Here is a 15,452-nt window from a genome sequence, read left to right on the forward strand (position 1 = left end):
CATACCGTAGCCTTCGCAAAGGCTATGGTATAATGGATGAAAAAGGGAACGCTCGATGAAGATTTTAGTGTTGGAGGACGATCCTATTTTGTCCGACATTTTACTCTGTCATCTCAACGGACATAGGCATCAAACCGTGCATTTTTGCGATGGACAATCAGCTTTTGATGCACTGAACGATCAAAAATTTGACCTTTTAATTCTTGACATCAATGTCCCCAAATTAAGCGGTATCGACCTTCTTAAAGAAATTCGTACGTATCAAAACAATACTCCTACCATTATTATAACCGCCTTTCAAGATACGGCTCATTTAAAAAAAGGCTTTGAGAACGGCTGTGACGATTACATTAAAAAACCTTTTGATCTGGAAGAGCTGGATTTAAGAATTAAAAATATTCAAAAACGCTTTCACATCGTCAATGAAGAAGCCTTAAAATTAGACGACGATGTTTCGTTAATCGTTTCAAAAAATCGTTTGCTTGTCAATGGAATATCCTACACGCTTACTCGCAAAGAGTGTAAAATTTTACTGTATCTGTGCAATCAAAAAGGGAAAGTCGTTTCTTCGGAAGAGCTTATTCAAAATTTATGGGATTATCATGAAATGCCCAGTGAAGCGACGATTAGAGTTTATATTAAAAATTTACGCACTATTTTAGGAAAAGATAAAATTCAAACCGTTAGAGGAAATGGATACCTTTTTGAATAAAGAAGAACTTAAAACATTATGGGGATTTTTAATCGTCTATGTTGCCTCCGCTTTGATCCTTATGGTGATCATTGCTATTTTGTATTACCGCAACGAGACATATAAAATTAACGAAAAACGCTTAATGGAAATTAAAACCGTCATCATGGGTTATGAAAAAGAGCTGATGAGGGCGGAAATGGATAAAGTACCTTATGCGTTTCATCCACCGAAAGAGTTTTTTAGCGTGGCATTGTTAAACAGGGAAAAACAACCTCTTTTTTCGAACTTCAAAAATCAGATTGTTGATGTGAATGCAACACGTTACGCCGTTCGCGAATTAGCAACGCCTATCAATGAAGTCGCCTATATTGTTGTCGATGAAGCCAAGAGCGAACAAGAGATATTCACGTTAAAATTCATTATTTTCTTGAGTATTTTTATATCCGCTATTTTTGTCGGTATTGAAGGTTATTTTTTAAGTCGGTTTTTACTCAAGCCCGTTCATTCGCGCATTGAAAAACTCAATAAATTTATTAAAGACAGTTCGCATGAACTCAATACGCCCGTAGCGGCTTTGATGATGAGCGTTTCAAGCCTGAAACAAAGCTCTTTTAGCGATAGACGCATTATTAACCATATCTCTATTAGTACCAAACTCATTTCACAGATTTACAATAGCTTAAGCTACATCGCTTTTAACGATATCGATGAAGTCTTTGAAGAGACCTTTGATCTTGCTCTTTTAATCCAAGAGAGTGTTAGCTATTTCAATGAAATCGCCGCGACGAAAGAAAATACGATTACCGCGCAACTTCAAACAACCTTTATTCATATGGATAAGTCCCGTATTCAAAAAGTGATTCACAATCTTTTATCCAATGCCATCAAATACAGTTATCCCAAAACAACGATTTCCGTGAAACTTTCCGAGTACCTTTTGACGGTTACCGACAAGGGTATCGGTATTAGCGAAGAAAATAAAAAAACTATTTTTAAGCGATTTGAACGTAGAAGCACCACAGTCGGTGGTTTTGGCATAGGACTGGATATTGTGAATTCTGTTTGCAAAATGTACCGTATTAAAGTTTGGGTTGAGTCCGTAGCCATGAAGGAAACCACGTTTTACTTACAATTTCCTCCGCTTCGAAATGTTACAACCCTATCGGTTTGAAAAAGAGTTCAAACGCGATTTAGTGTTTTTGTAGCCACGTTTGGATCATTTGATAAGCGATACTTGTGGAATAGGGCAGGTCGGGAAGCGTCTCTTTGGTAAACCATTTGGCGTCTTCGAGCTCCTCTTCTTGAATGATGATTTCTCCGCTTTTGTATCGGGCGAAAAAGCCGATCATAAACGAATGGGGAAACGGCCACGGTTGCGTACCGAAATACTCCAAGCCTTCGATTTCGAGTCCGACTTCTTCTTTGACTTCCCGAACCACACACGCTTCGGCACTCTCTCCGGCTTCGACGAATCCGGCGATCAGGCTGTACATGCTATTGGCATAATGGTACGAACGCGCTAAGAGTATCTCATCGCCGCGCGTAATCAGGACGATGCATGCGGGGGAGAGTTTTGGAAACGAAAGTTGTCCGCAAGCGGTACATTTGAGCGATGACATGGTTGCAAAGTAGCTAAAAGGCGCACCGCATCTGCCGCAAAAACGGTTGTCTTGAAGCCAGTGGACGAGTTGTTTTGCGCGAATTAAAGGCTCCAAAAGATCATCGCCGACCAAAGGAAGGATGCTTCGAAGTTGTCTTTTTTCAAAAGGTGCATTCACTTCCAAAGCCGCGTCCCAAAGGTAGAGACTAAAGGTTTGTCGATCGTTTTTGGCGATGTCGAATCGGTGTGTCGGTTCTTGAAAGAGGGCTAAATCTTCTTCCGAGGGAAAGGTAAGATCGGGAAGCAGTAAGACTAAATCATCCGAAAATGCTAAAATAAATCGGTTTGGTTCGTGTTGCGTCGGTTTAAAAAACGGAACAATAGGGTTCGCCATCGCAAAATCCTCTTTTTTTGATCGAAGTATCATAGCACAAACCCCCTAAAGAGCCTTAAAAATGCATTTTTGAGGCAAAAAATAAAAAAATAAAAAAAAATCGTTATGTTTTTAAATATATTACGCTATACTATGCTTCTGATTTGAGAGTCAAGGCTTCATGCGCTTCCCCATGTTTGAAGCCTTGGTTTTATTACCTTGAAAGGAAGTGACGATGGAATCGTTAAACACAATCTTTTTTTCGTTATGTGAAATCAGTTGCATTTTGACGCTTTTTTGCTTAATGCTCATTGGTATTTACGGATTAACCTTCAAATGTTTTACCCTGTTTTTAAGGTTTGATAAAACCGTTTCTTCCCAAAACAAAAACCATCCGCCGTTTCAATCCTAAGCTTCTCTAAACGGCAATACTGAGCAATACGACCGCCAAAATCGGCGGTGTGACGAGAAGTCCAAATTTAGAGTAATCCCAAAAGCTGATTTTCACCCCTTTTTTTGCCATAGTGTGCAACCATAAAAGGGTGGCAAGCGAGCCAAAAGGGGTCATTTTAGGTCCTAGATTACAGCCGATGATATTGGCATACGCCAAAGCGGAGTTAGGAATGTCCTGCAAAGCGATGTCCATGATCATGACACTGGGCATATTGTTCATGAGTGCGCTCAAAATGGCGGCGATAAAACCCGTGCCGACAATCGCAATCGTATTGCCCTGTGCATTGAGTTCATTTAAAATATGTGTCAGATACGTTGTGAGTCCCGCATTTTTCAGTCCGTAAACAACGATGTACAGCCCGATGCTAAACCACACAACCTGCCACGGAGCGGTTTTGATGGTGAGCCACGGTTTGGCGGCTTTAAAGTAGGTGGCGATGGCAAGAAACACAAGTGCGCCGCCAAGAGCTATAAAGCTGATCGGCACGTGGTAAAGCTCGCCCACAAAATAGCTCCCCAAGAGCGCTGCGATAAAAAACCAACTGAGGTAAAAAAGTGGCTTACTTTTTAAAACGTCATCGGGATTTTTTAAGAGTTCCACATTTACATGTAAAGGGATGTCCTTGCGCAAAAAGAGCCACAAAACAGCGATGGAGACGAGAGTGCTTACGATGTAAGGCGTGAACATGACACTTAAGTATTTGGCAAAGCCGATGTGAAAATAGTTCGCTGTGACGATGTTGGTGAGGTTGGAGAAGATAAAAGGAAGCGACGCGGAGTCTGAGATAAAACCACCAGCGAGCAAAAACGCGACAATCGTTTTAGCTTCCAGTTTTAAAATGCGCATTTTTGCGAGTAAAATCGGCGTTAAGATCAGCACGGCGCCGTCATTCGCAAATAACGCGGAGATGATGGAGCCAAGAAGCAGCGAGTAGACGAACATCCAATGCCCATTGCCTTTGGAAAACTTCGTCATCTTGATCGCGCACCATTCAAAAAAGCCGATCTCATCGAGAACCAATGAGAGAATGATAATGCCGATAAACGCCAACGTCGCGTCCCAAACGATGTTCGTTACGACCAAAACATCGGCAAAACTGACCACGCCTAAAAGGAGGGCAAAAAGAGCGCCGATGATGGCAGACGTGCCGATCTGAAGCCCGCGCGGTTGAAGAATGACCAAAAGCAAGGTTGCAAGAAAAATGACAAAAGCTAAGATCATTTATCAGCCTTACATGTAACACTGCATGAAGGAACGGTAAGCTCCAAATAGCCGATCTCTTCTAAACACGCCAACCTAAAACGATCCAGAGGAGAGCGAATGGCATAATACGCCCATTTCCCACGTCGATCCACACGCAAAAAGCCCGCGTCTTTGAGGATTTTGAGATGACGTGAGACACGCGACTGGATCATACTGAACGCCGATTCGATCTCACAGACACAGACTTCGCCGTTTTGGTGAATGAAGTTTAAGATGTGTAAGCGCGTTTCGTCATTGAGCGCGCCAACGGTTTTTAAAAAAATGTCCATCGTTTTCTCTTTGGTTTGATTTGGCGTAGTATAGCACAAAAAAGTTTCACATCAAGATATATTGATATGAATTAAACGTAGCGACCTAAAGCGGTAAGGAGCAAACCTTTATCGCTTTAAAAAACGTTCTTTGATTTTCATCATTCCGTAAAAAAACAGCGGCGTAAAGAAAACGCCGATCAACGTTAACGTCAACATTCCACCCACCACGGTCGTTCCGATAATATGGCGACTGTTAGCACCCGCACCCGAACTTAACGCCAAAGGTATCGTTCCGGCGATAAATGCCAAAGAGGTCATAATAATGGGACGAAAGCGGATTTTTGCACCCTCGATCGTTGCGTCGATGAGGCTTAGGCCTTCCTCCATCTTTTGCAACGCAAACTCGACCATTAAGATCGCGTTTTTCGCCGAAAGACCGACGAGGGTAATCAATCCGATTTGAAAATAGATGTCGTTTTGGAGTCCGCGAAGCCAAACACCCGCATAAGCACCCAAAAGTGCGAACGGAACGGCAAGGACGATCGCCCAAGGGATCAGCCAACTCTCATACAATGCCACGAGAATTAAAAAGATAAACAAGACCGCGAAGACGAACGAGAGATTGCCTTTGCCTAAGAGCATTTTCTCTTGGAGTGACGCTCCGCCCCATGCAATTGCATAGTTTTCGGGCAGGACTTCTTGGGCGATCTCTTCCATGATACGCAAGGCGTCGCCTGAGGAGTATCCCATCGCCGTTTCGCCTAAAATTTGCGCCGAGGGGAACATGTTAAAACGTTTGGTAATGCTAGGATTGAGCGTGCGTTGAAGCGTCATCAGTTCGTTTAGCGCAATAAACGCCCCGCTTGAGGATTTGACGTAAACGTCGCCGTAATTTTGAATCGTTTCGCGAAATTCGTCTTTGGCTTGGACGTTGACTTTGTAGTTGCGCCCGAAAAGATTGACGTCGTTGACGTAAACGCTTCCGAACATCGCCTGAATCGTCGTGTACACGTCGGCGATGTTGACGCCGTAGGCTTTGACTTTAGCTTCGTCGACGTCGATGCGGTATTGGGGCGTACCGGCACTGAGCGTGGAGCGAACCGCTTGCAATTCTTCGCGTTTTGAAGCTCTTTGGACGATCTCTTTGGCATAGGTTTCCAATGCGGCGTAATTACCGCCCGTTTTATCTTGAATATACATTTCAAAACCGCCCGAAACGCCGAGTCCGATGATGGAAGAGGGCGCAACGGCGATAATACGCGCCTCTTTGTTTTTCGAAAACTCTTTAAGCATGGCTTTGGAAACGGCTTCTACGCTTTGGTTGGCATCCGTGCGTCGATCCCAGTCGTTTAGCCTGACGTAGCTATAACCCGCATCGGTCGTGTAGGCCTTGGAGCTAAAGTCCGATCCCGAAAACCCGCCGACTTTGGCTACGTCTGAAAAACGCATCGCCACCTCGCCTACGAAACGATTGACCTCATGGGTACGGCTCAGCGATGCACCCGAGGGAAGCGTGCTAACCGCGAAAAAGACGCCTTTGTCCTCTTTGGGAATCAAACCGGTGGGAATATGATGCGACAGTTGGTAAATCCCGAAAATCATTACGCCGAAGAGAAGCAGGTTAAAAGCTCCGTAGCGAATCGTTTTTGTGACGATTTGCCCGAAACGTTGCGTTAAAAGATCAAACAAGGCGTTAAATTTTCGAATCAACCATAAAGGCTCTTCTTCCTCTTGTTTCAAAATCAATGCACACAATGCAGGCGTAAGCGTTAAGGCAACCAATCCCGAGATCGTGACCGAAATGACGATCGTAACGGCAAACTGGCGTGACATCGTACCGCTTAATCCGCCCATAAACGCCGCAGGGATAAACACCGCACTGAGAACCAAAACGATGGCTAAAACGGGTGCCGTGATCTCTTGCATCGCTTTGATCGTCGCTTCTTTGACGCTTAACGCCTCTTTGCGCAAAATACGCTCGATATTTTCAATAACGATGATCGCGTCGTCAACGACCAACCCGATGGCAAGGGTCAATCCAAATAGCGTTAACAGGTTGATCGAAAAGCCGCTGGCGTAAAATCCCGCGAACGTTCCGACGATCGAAACGGGAATCGCCAAAACGGGAATCAGCGTTGCGCGAAGATTGCCCAAGAAGAGATACACGACGCCGATAACCAACACGATCGCTTCTAAAAGCGTGACGATCACTTCATGAATGGAAGCTCGCACAAACGTCGTCGGATCGTAGGTTGCGTCGATGCGAAGACCTTCGGGAAAATGGCGTGAAAGTTCTTCTATTTTTTGATCTAACAAGTCCGAAACTTCCAAGGCATTTGCCGAAGAGGTCAAATAAACGCGAATCGCCGCCATAGGTTGGTTGTTAAAAAGCCCTTTGAAAAAATACTTTTCCGCTCCAAGCTCCACCGAAGCGACGTTTTTCAGGAAAAGGGAAGAGCCGTCGTTTTGCGTTTTAATCAAAATATCGCCGAAAGCTTCGGGCGTTTTCAAACGTCCTTTAGAAGTGACGGTATAGGTATAAGCCAGCGGTTTTTCCATCGGCTCTTGCCCGAGTTGACCGACGGGAAACTGTTCGTTTTGCGCTTGAATCGCACCGATGACTTCGGAGGGCGTCACTTCGTAAAAGGCGAGTTTTTGCGGGTCGAGCCAAACGCGAATCGAATACTCTTGATTGCCCACGACGCTCGCTTCGGAGACGCCGGGGATACGTTTGAACTCTTCTAAGATATTGTTGATCGCGTAGTTTGCCATATAGGTTGTGTCGTAGCGGTTGTCTTTGGACGTTAACGCCAAAACGCGTAAAACGTCCGCGGATTTGTCGGCGACTTCCACGCCTTGGCGTTTGACCGCGTCGGGCAGTTTGCTCTCGGCAATACGAATCCGGTTGTTGACGTCGAGCTTGGCTTGCGCGATGTCGGTATCGACTTCAAAGTAGAGGTTCATCGTCAGCAAGCCGCTAGGAGACGTCGTCGACATCATATAGAGCATATGTTCCACGCCGTTGAGTTGTTGTTCCAACACCGAAGCGACGCTCTCTTCCAAGGTTTTGGCATCTGCACCCGAATAGGTCGTCGAAACGACGATTTGCGGCGGCACGACGTCGGGATACTCTTGAACGGGAAGCGTACGAATCGCGACGATACCCGCAATAACGATGAGCAGCGAAACGACGATGGCAAAATTAGGGCGGTTGATAAAAAATTTGGAAAACATCGAGACGACGACCTTTGGCATGGATTCGGAATGTCACATTTTAACTAAATTTTCTTAATAAGGAAATGCGCTATAATCGCCCTATTGTTTCGTATTGAGGGGTTTAGGGATGAAAATGATCGATTTTGAACATGTCAGCGTTGCGTATGATGGAGAAAACGTTCTTCACGACATCGCTTTAGGGATCGAAAAAGGGCAACATACGGCGATTTTGGGCGCGAACGGTTCGGGCAAATCGACGCTTTTGAAACTCTTTTCCAACGACATTTATCCGCGTTTTAATCCGAAAATGCGCAAAGAGATTTTCGGCAAGAGCATTTGGGATATTTGGGAGCTTAAAAAACATCTGGGCATCATCACGAACGATCTGCACTACCAATTTAGCGAACGCGCTCCCGATTTGAACGGCTTTGAAGTGACGCTTTCGGGATTTTACAGTAGCTTTCACATCTACGAGCATCAAGAGTTTTCACCCTTACATGTACAAAAAGTGAAAGAAGTTTTAGAGTTTTTGGAGATTGCGCATTTGCGCGACAAACGCATTTCCCAAATGTCCACGGGAGAGCTTCGTAAATGTATTATCGCAAGAGCATTGGTGCATGAACCCCAAGCGATGATTTTGGACGAGCCGACCGTGGGGCTTGACATCAAAGCGCAGATCAATTTCATTCAATTGGTGCGAAAAATCGCGCGCGAACGAACGATTATTTTGGTAACGCATCATCTCGAAGAGGTTTTCGAAGAGATCGCTCAGGTGGTGCTGATTCGCCAAGGGCGCATCTACGCGCAAGGCGATAAAACGGAGCTTTTAACCGACGCGCATTTGAAAAACGTCTTCGATCTGCCTTTACATGTCGGATGTGAAAACGGACGTTATTTTGTGCAAAGCGTCGGGGATTAAACTTTTTCACAAGCCTCTTTAGCTAAAATTTTATCATATCAAGAGACTACGAAGGACAATGTCATGAGTACCATTAGCGGAAAAGTGTGGTGTTTTGGCGATAATATCGACACCGATTTGATTATCGCGGCACGCTATCTCAATACTTCCGACCCTAAAGAATTGGCAAAACACGTGATGGAAGACGCCGATCCCGAGTTTGTTAAAAAAATGCAAGCGGGCGATATTATCGTTGCGGGCGAGAATTTTGGATGCGGCAGTAGTCGCGAGCATGCGCCTATCGCTTTAAAAGCGGCGGGTATTCGAGCCGTAGTGGCGAAGAGTTTTGCGCGTATTTTTTACCGCAACGCATTCAATACGGGACTGCCTATTTTCGAGCTTTCCAATACCGAAGCGATTCAAGAAGGCGATACTATCGCTATTTCGATGGAAAGCGGCGAGATTAAGCACGGCGCACAAACGTACCGATTTACGCCGATTCCTCCGTTTATGCAAGAGCTTTTGGCGTGCGGCGGTTTGATGAATTACGCAAAAAAAGAGATAACGAAATGAAAAAAATTTACAATATAGCAGTCATTCGAGGCGACGGTATCGGTCCTGAAATCGTCGATGAGGCGATTAAAGTTTTAGACAGCGTGTGTGCGAAAGAAAATTTCGAGTTGCGTTACGAAGACTATTTGATGGGCGGCGTGGCGTACGATTTTAAAGGAACGCCGCTTCCGGAGGAGACGATCGAGGGATGTTTAAAAAGCGACGCCGTCCTTTTCGGTGCGATCGGCGGCGAAAAGTGGGACACTTTAGCGCGTGAATTTCGCCCCGAGACGGGACTTTTAAAACTTCGCAAAGCGTTGGGGCTTTTTGCTAACCTCCGACCGACCAGCGTTTACGACGAATTGTTGGAAGCCAGTACCCTCAAACCCGAAGTGCTTCAGGGCGTAGACCTTTTGGTTGTGCGCGAACTTACCGGCGGTATCTATTTCGGCGAGCCCAGAGCCAACGACGGTTTTAAAGGCTACAACACGATGGTGTATACCAAACCCGAGATCGAACGTATCGCACGCGTCGCGTTTGAATCGGCGATGAAACGTCGTAAAATCGTCTGTTCGGTCGATAAAGCCAACGTTTTGGAAGTCTCTCAGCTTTGGCGCGACACGGTCATCGAAATTTCCAAAGAGTACCCCGAAGTAACACTTTCTCACATGTACGTCGATAATGCGGCGATGCAGTTGGTTCGAAATCCCAAACAATTCGACGTCATTTTAACGGGCAATATTTTCGGCGATATTTTAAGCGACGAAGCGAGTATGATCAGCGGTTCTATCGGCTTATTGCCCTCAGCTTCCATCGGCGGAACGGTCGGACTTTTCGAGCCGATTCACGGTTCGGCTCCGGACATCGCGGGACAAGGCATCGCCAATCCCTTAGCGACGATTTTGAGTGCGTCGATGATGCTTCGTTTCGCTTTGGGCGAAGTATCAGCCGCCGATCGCATCGAAACGGCAATCAAAAACGTCTTAAAAGAGGGCTATCGTACGAAAGACTTGGCGAATTACGGTGCGAAAGAGGTCTGTTCTACGACGCAAATCGGCTCGATTATCGCGGATTACGTTGCGAAACTATGAAAACTTTAACGCTGGCTTCGATTTACGAACTCCAAGGTCTCAAAAACGAGGCTTTGGAGATTTACAAAGAGCTTTTGCGTGAAAATCCCGACAATAAAGAGGCGAAAATCGCCATTAAACGGCTTTCGGGCATTCGTAAAAAATACTTGGGCGTCGATGAAGAGATGAAAAAGTTTTTTTTAACGATGAATTCGGAAGTGGAGTTTTTAGAGTTTGAGCGTTGGCTAGTAAAACTATGGAAGTGAGAGCATGGAACTAAAAGAGATGATTTTATCCACCCTCAAGGAGCTTGAACAAAGCGTTCCTCAAGAGGAAAAACAATCCCTACAGCCTCCAAGACGCCCTGAAGTACAAGACGTCGAATTTCAACCCGAACCGCTTTTAGAGTTTGCCGAAGAGCCGAATATGCTTAAAGTCTACGACGACGAGCTGATGCACGAAGACGACAAGCACAAGCAGTTTTATCTGAATTTGCGCGAGCGTATTTTGGTTCTCTTCGAGGGCTTTCAGTCGCCGAACAATAAAAACATCGAAGCCAAGATCGATTTGACGCTAAATTTTTTAGAGTATCTTTTAGCGACGATCGACGAGCAATTGGAGAAGATGGAACCTCGCGTCTCATGAAGCCGCTTTGTTCGATTCCACGGCACTTTTATACCCAAGTGTCGCGCGCGGTTGAACTGCTGAGCCCGTACACGAAACGTGCGTATCTGGTCGGCGGAAGCGTGCGCGATTTGCTGACAAACACGCCTTTGCACGATCTTGACATCGAAGTTTACGACATGACGCCCGAAACGTTTGAGAGCGTCATGCTCCAAGCCGGAGCGGTGGGTGTGGGAAAAAGTTTTTTCGTGTATAAACTGGGCGACATCGATTTTGCACTGCCGCGCGTCGAGCGTAAAAGCGGTGTCGGACATAGCGCATTTGAGATCGAAGTGTGCCAAGACGAACGCGAAGCGTCCAAGCGTCGCGATTTTAGTATGAACGCGATGATGCTCAATATTTTCGATGAAACGTTGCTTGATTTTTGGGGCGGACAAGCCGCCATTGCACGCAAAACGCTAGCGATGATCGATGAAGCACGTTTTAGGGAAGACAGTTTACGGGTGTTGCGCGCGGTGCAATTTAGCGCACGGTTGGGCTTTAAGATCGAGCCTCGAAGTTTGGACGTGATGCGAAGCATCGACCTTAGCGATCTAAGTCGTCCGCGCATTTTGTGGGAGTTTGAAAAGCTTTTTCGCGCCCCGTTTTTGCATTACGGGCTTTTTTACATGTACGCGCTTGGGTTGTTTGAAAAATGCTTTACATGTAACGTCGAAAACCGCTTTTTTGAGATCGCGCACGAATTGCTACGATGCAAGCAAAATTTTGAAGAAGCGTTGCTTCCTTACTATTTTGTTTACATCGTCGCCAATCGTTTAGGCGAAGACCCGCTTCGCTGGCTCAACGTGTTGGAAGCTCCCAAGCACTACCTTCACGCTTTGAGGCGGCAGCCGTTTTTTGAAGGAAAGATCGGCGATGAGGCACTCTTACATGTCAGTCTTGAAAGACCCCTTTCGCAATGGCTCGGCAATTACCGTCGCGGCGTTAAAGAACGCGCGATCGCTTTGGGGATTTGGGATCAGATCTTTACCGGCGGTGTGGACGTTCAAGAGGTAATATCAGACGGGTTTGAAAAAGAGGCGATCGGCATAGAATTGAAACGAAGACGAATCGAAAAAATACAACAACAGTGTGAGGCATAAGGTATGCAAGAGAATAGAAACTATATTTTAAAGATCGATTGTACCGACGAAAAAGGGTTGATTTACCGTATTTCGGACGTGGTGTTTAAGTACCAACTCAACATCATCAAAAACGATGAATACGTCGATCGGGAAAACGGCAAGTTTTTTATGCGTGCGGAAGTGAGCGGCGAAGTCGATATGAACGCGTTTAAAGGAACGCTTGAGGCGATGTTGCCCTCAGGTGCCGAGATTTACGTCGCCGAAGCGCGCAAAAAAGATATTATTTTAATGGGAACGAAAGAGACGCACTGCTTGGGCGATATTTTACTGAAGCACGACAGCGGCGATTTAAACGCAAACATCTTGGCACTGGTTTCCAACTACGACGATTTGAGGGATTTGAGCGAAAAATTTCACATTCCCTACCATTGCGTGAGCCATGAGGGACTCAACCGTGCGGAACACGAAGCCAAAGTTTTGGAAGTTTTGGCGGGCTATACGATCGACTATATCGTTTTAGCCAAGTACATGCGTATTTTATCGAGCGAGTTCGTGAGCCATTACGAAGAGCGAATGATCAATATTCACCACTCCTTTTTACCGGCGTTTATCGGCGCAAATCCGTATAAACAAGCCTATGAGCGAGGCGTAAAGATTATCGGCGCGACCGCGCATTTCGTGAACAATCATTTGGACGAAGGTCCCATCATTGCACAAGACGTGGTGAGAGTCAATCATGAAATGAGCTGGAAAGATATGCAACGAGCCGGTCGCAATGTCGAAAAAGTGGTGCTTTCCAATGCCCTTGATTTGGTCTTTGAAGAGCGCATTTTTGTGCACGATAACAAGACGATTATCTTTTAAGACCATTTTGACACGCTTTATGGGCGAAGCGCATAAAGTTACGTTGCACTAGGCACTAAAGCTTGCCACTGTGTGGCAGAAAAAAGCCAACCGTTTTTCTTCTGAGGAGATAAGTTTATGTTTAATATCGTTTTAGTTCACCCGCAAATTCCGCAAAATACAGGCAGTATTGGGCGCATGTGCGTTAATGCCGATTGTAAATTGCACATCATCAAACCTACGATGTTTGAGATCAGCGATAAGACCGTAAAGCGAGCAGGGTTGGATTATTGGCATCTTTTAGACGTCACGGTGTGGGAGAATCTGGACGCTTTTTTAGAGGCGCATCAAGACAAACTGGATCGTTTCTTTTTTGCGACCACAAAAACCACAAAAACGTATTTTGAAGCCTCGTTTCAGCCGGGGGATTTTCTCTTTTTCGGTGGCGAATCCACGGGACTTCCGATGGAACTCATGCAGATGAAATGGGATAATGCGATCACGATTCCGATGGGCAAACAAGGACGAAGCCTCAACCAAGCCACATCGGCAGGCATCATTCTCTACGATGCGATTCGTCAAAACTTTGACGCGTTTAAAGCGACATCACTCGCGTAAAAGGGGCATTTATGAAAAAATGGATTTTTATAGTCAGCCTTTTTCCGCTTCTAGCATGGGCAGACATGTCAATTTCAACAACCGAGCGCGTCTCACAGGTGCTAACGCCGGATATTTTGCGCGCACAGATCGGTTTTGAAGAGCAGGGCAAGAGTGCCGATGGCATCAAAGAGCATCTTAACGCACTGGTTGCTTCCATCAAGCAGTTTGACTCCAAAGGTGAAGTGTGCCATGGTGGTGGGTATTACCTCTCGCCTCGCTACAGTTATAAAGAGCAAAAACAGACATTTTTAGGCTACAGTGGCTCGCTCTCTTTGGGGTGCGAGTTTACAAGCATCGATCAGTACAATACGCTTCTTACCCAGCTAAATGCGATCAAAGCACCCAGCGTGCAAGTCAATCAAAGCGCACTTTCGTGGGATGTGAGCGTCAAAGCACGGGAAAAAGCGCGTCTTTTGATGCGAACATCACTGTTAAAGACGGCAACGGAGCAAGCGCTTTTTTTCTCCAAAGAGACGAAAATGCGCTGTACTGTAAGCTCCGTTTCGTTTGATGGAACACAGCCCTCTGAGCCTGTGATGATGAAAAGCATGCTTCGCGCCAGCGCACCGCTCAAAGAAGAATCTGTTTCCACGGAAGCGCCTATTTTACGTGATGAAACGCTCTTTTTAGATGCGAACGTTCATTATACTTGTATGAATGAATAGCCTTTTGATGAAGCGTTGCGTTTGAAAATCCACGATATTCTCTTCATCGGTGCGGGGGCGAGTGCGCTGATGGCGGCTTCGCAGTTGCAAGGACGCGACGTGGCGCTTGTGGACTCTAACCCCAAAATAGGTATGAAACTGCTGATCTCGGGTGGTGGAAAATGCAATCTCACGAATCGTTTTGCCACGGCTGAGAACTATCTGGGCGATGCAGGGTTTATCGCGCCTATTTTAAAAGCGTTTGATGCGAACTCGACGCTTTTGTTTGCCAAAGAGCATCGCCTTGCGTTAGAAGAGCGTGCGCACGGACAGATGTTTTGTGCGAACAGTGCGAAAGATCTGGTCTCCATTTTTGGGCGATTGACCGCGTTTTGCACCTTTTATTTGCAGACAAACGTTTTACATGTAAAGAAAGAGAAGCACTTTGTGGTGCAGACAAACAAGGGTGAAATTTACGCTCAAAAGCTTGTGGTCGCAAGCGGTGGGCTAAGCTATGCCAGCATCGGTGCGAGCGATATTGGCTACAAGGTCGCCGAACATTTTGGGCACACGCTCATCACACCTTCTCCTGCCCTTGTGGGTTTGACGCTTCAAAAAGAGCAATTTTGGATGAAAGAGCTCAGCGGTATTGCCATCCCCGTGGTGTTCCATGTCGAGGGAAAACGCTTTCGCGAGAACCTGCTGTTTGCCCACAAAGGTATCAGTGGACCTGCTGTTTTAAGCGGTTCGTTGTACTGGAAAAAAGGGGCGGTTTGCATCGACTTTTTACCCGATGTCAAAAGCATGGAATCTTTGTTTAAAGCACACCGTCAAAAGCAAATCAGCACGGCACTTCCTCTTCCCAAACGTTTTACCAAGGCTTTTTTAGAAGCACTGGGTCTGGAAGATAAAACCATCGCAAAACTAACCCCCAGTGAGCGTGAGAGCATTGCTTCCCTAAAAGCCTACACATTCGCACCTGCGGGCAATTTTGGCTACACCAAAGCTGAAGTCACCCGAGGTGGTGTTTCGACTTTCGAAATTGACGATTTAACGATGCAAAGTCGTTTGTGCGAGGGGCTTTATTTTTTAGGCGAGGTTGTTGACGTGACCGGAGAACTCGGCGGATTTAATTTCCAATGGGCATTTGCTTCCGCAATGCAGTTTGTAAAAAATTTTTGATACA

16 protein-coding genes are annotated in these 15,452 nt (G+C 45.8%); 12 read left to right on the plus strand and 4 right to left on the minus strand.

Annotated features, from left to right (window positions below; genetic code table 11):
• The first annotated feature begins 55 nt into the window (after positions 1 to 55).
• Together UCH003_RS04635 and UCH003_RS04640 are read left to right on the plus strand one after the other, a co-directional pair.
• Positions 56 to 712 carry a response regulator transcription factor gene (locus UCH003_RS04635; RefSeq protein ID WP_060825612.1) on the plus strand — a complete coding sequence of 219 codons (657 nt, stop codon included), beginning with the start codon at positions 56 to 58 and terminating at the stop codon, positions 710 to 712.
• Positions 705 to 1,865 (plus strand): sensor histidine kinase, encoded by a 1,161-nt coding sequence (locus UCH003_RS04640; protein WP_158509033.1) that lies wholly within the window; start codon positions 705 to 707, stop codon positions 1,863 to 1,865. The genes UCH003_RS04635 and UCH003_RS04640 overlap by 8 nt, the downstream gene beginning before the upstream one ends.
• A gap of 19 nt (positions 1,866 to 1,884) precedes the next feature.
• On the opposite strand, the gene nudC is transcribed toward UCH003_RS04640, so the two are convergent.
• The 4 genes from nudC to UCH003_RS04660 form a co-directional block, all read right to left on the minus strand.
• Entirely contained in the window at positions 1,885 to 2,688 is an 804-nt protein-coding gene (nudC, locus tag UCH003_RS04645) for an NAD(+) diphosphatase (RefSeq protein ID WP_158509034.1), read from the minus strand.
• 397 nt (positions 2,689 to 3,085) lie between these two features.
• Complete coding sequence (locus tag UCH003_RS04650) at positions 3,086 to 4,342, minus strand: arsenic transporter (RefSeq protein WP_060825615.1); 1,257 nt, start codon at positions 4,340 to 4,342, stop codon at positions 3,086 to 3,088.
• A complete protein-coding gene (locus UCH003_RS04655; RefSeq protein WP_060825616.1) occupies positions 4,339 to 4,653 on the minus strand; it encodes an ArsR/SmtB family transcription factor in 315 nt (104 codons plus the stop codon). The genes UCH003_RS04650 and UCH003_RS04655 overlap by 4 nt, the downstream gene beginning before the upstream one ends.
• A gap of 108 nt (positions 4,654 to 4,761) precedes the next feature.
• Positions 4,762 to 7,869, minus strand: a complete 3,108-nt coding sequence (locus UCH003_RS04660; protein WP_060825617.1) for an efflux RND transporter permease subunit — start codon at positions 7,867 to 7,869, stop codon at positions 4,762 to 4,764.
• A 109-nt stretch (positions 7,870 to 7,978) separates the two neighbouring features.
• On the opposite strand from UCH003_RS04660, the gene UCH003_RS04665 reads away from it, so the two are divergent.
• The 10 genes from UCH003_RS04665 (at position 7,979) to UCH003_RS04710 (ending at position 15,448) form a co-directional block, all read left to right on the plus strand.
• A complete protein-coding gene (locus UCH003_RS04665; RefSeq protein ID WP_060825618.1) occupies positions 7,979 to 8,770 on the plus strand; it encodes an ABC transporter ATP-binding protein in 792 nt (263 codons plus the stop codon).
• A gap of 63 nt (positions 8,771 to 8,833) precedes the next feature.
• Positions 8,834 to 9,322 (plus strand): 3-isopropylmalate dehydratase small subunit, encoded by a 489-nt coding sequence (locus UCH003_RS04670; RefSeq protein ID WP_060825619.1) that lies wholly within the window; start codon positions 8,834 to 8,836, stop codon positions 9,320 to 9,322.
• Entirely contained in the window at positions 9,319 to 10,392 is a 1,074-nt protein-coding gene (leuB, locus tag UCH003_RS04675) for a 3-isopropylmalate dehydrogenase (RefSeq protein WP_060825620.1), read from the plus strand. The genes UCH003_RS04670 and leuB overlap by 4 nt, the downstream gene beginning before the upstream one ends.
• Positions 10,389 to 10,637: a tetratricopeptide repeat protein gene (locus UCH003_RS04680; protein ID WP_025345259.1), complete on the plus strand. Its 249-nt coding sequence runs from the start codon at positions 10,389 to 10,391 to the stop codon at positions 10,635 to 10,637. Before leuB ends, UCH003_RS04680 begins: the two co-directional genes overlap by 4 nt.
• A gap of 4 nt (positions 10,638 to 10,641) precedes the next feature.
• On the plus strand, positions 10,642 to 11,016 hold the full coding sequence (locus UCH003_RS04685) for a CiaD-like domain-containing protein (RefSeq protein ID WP_060825621.1): 375 nt from the start codon (positions 10,642 to 10,644) through the stop codon (positions 11,014 to 11,016).
• Positions 11,013 to 12,137: a CCA tRNA nucleotidyltransferase gene (locus UCH003_RS04690; RefSeq protein WP_060825622.1), complete on the plus strand. Its 1,125-nt coding sequence runs from the start codon at positions 11,013 to 11,015 to the stop codon at positions 12,135 to 12,137. The genes UCH003_RS04685 and UCH003_RS04690 overlap by 4 nt, the downstream gene beginning before the upstream one ends.
• Positions 12,138 to 12,140: 3 nt before the next feature.
• Positions 12,141 to 12,983 (plus strand): formyltetrahydrofolate deformylase, encoded by an 843-nt coding sequence (gene purU, locus UCH003_RS04695; RefSeq protein ID WP_039672955.1) that lies wholly within the window; start codon positions 12,141 to 12,143, stop codon positions 12,981 to 12,983.
• 117 nt (positions 12,984 to 13,100) lie between these two features.
• The gene (locus tag UCH003_RS04700) at positions 13,101 to 13,580 is read left to right on the plus strand and encodes a tRNA (cytidine(34)-2'-O)-methyltransferase (protein ID WP_060825623.1); all 480 of its coding nucleotides are present in this window, start codon (positions 13,101 to 13,103) and stop codon (positions 13,578 to 13,580) included.
• Positions 13,581 to 13,591: 11 nt separating this feature from the next.
• On the plus strand, positions 13,592 to 14,287 hold the full coding sequence (locus tag UCH003_RS04705; protein WP_060825624.1) for an SIMPL domain-containing protein: 696 nt from the start codon (positions 13,592 to 13,594) through the stop codon (positions 14,285 to 14,287).
• A 21-nt stretch (positions 14,288 to 14,308) separates the two neighbouring features.
• A complete protein-coding gene (locus UCH003_RS04710) occupies positions 14,309 to 15,448 on the plus strand; it encodes an NAD(P)/FAD-dependent oxidoreductase (RefSeq protein ID WP_060825625.1) in 1,140 nt (379 codons plus the stop codon).
• Positions 15,449 to 15,452 lie beyond the last annotated feature (4 nt).

The organism is Sulfurospirillum cavolei (assembly GCF_001548055.1).
GTDB lineage: Bacteria > Campylobacterota > Campylobacteria > Campylobacterales > Sulfurospirillaceae > Sulfurospirillum.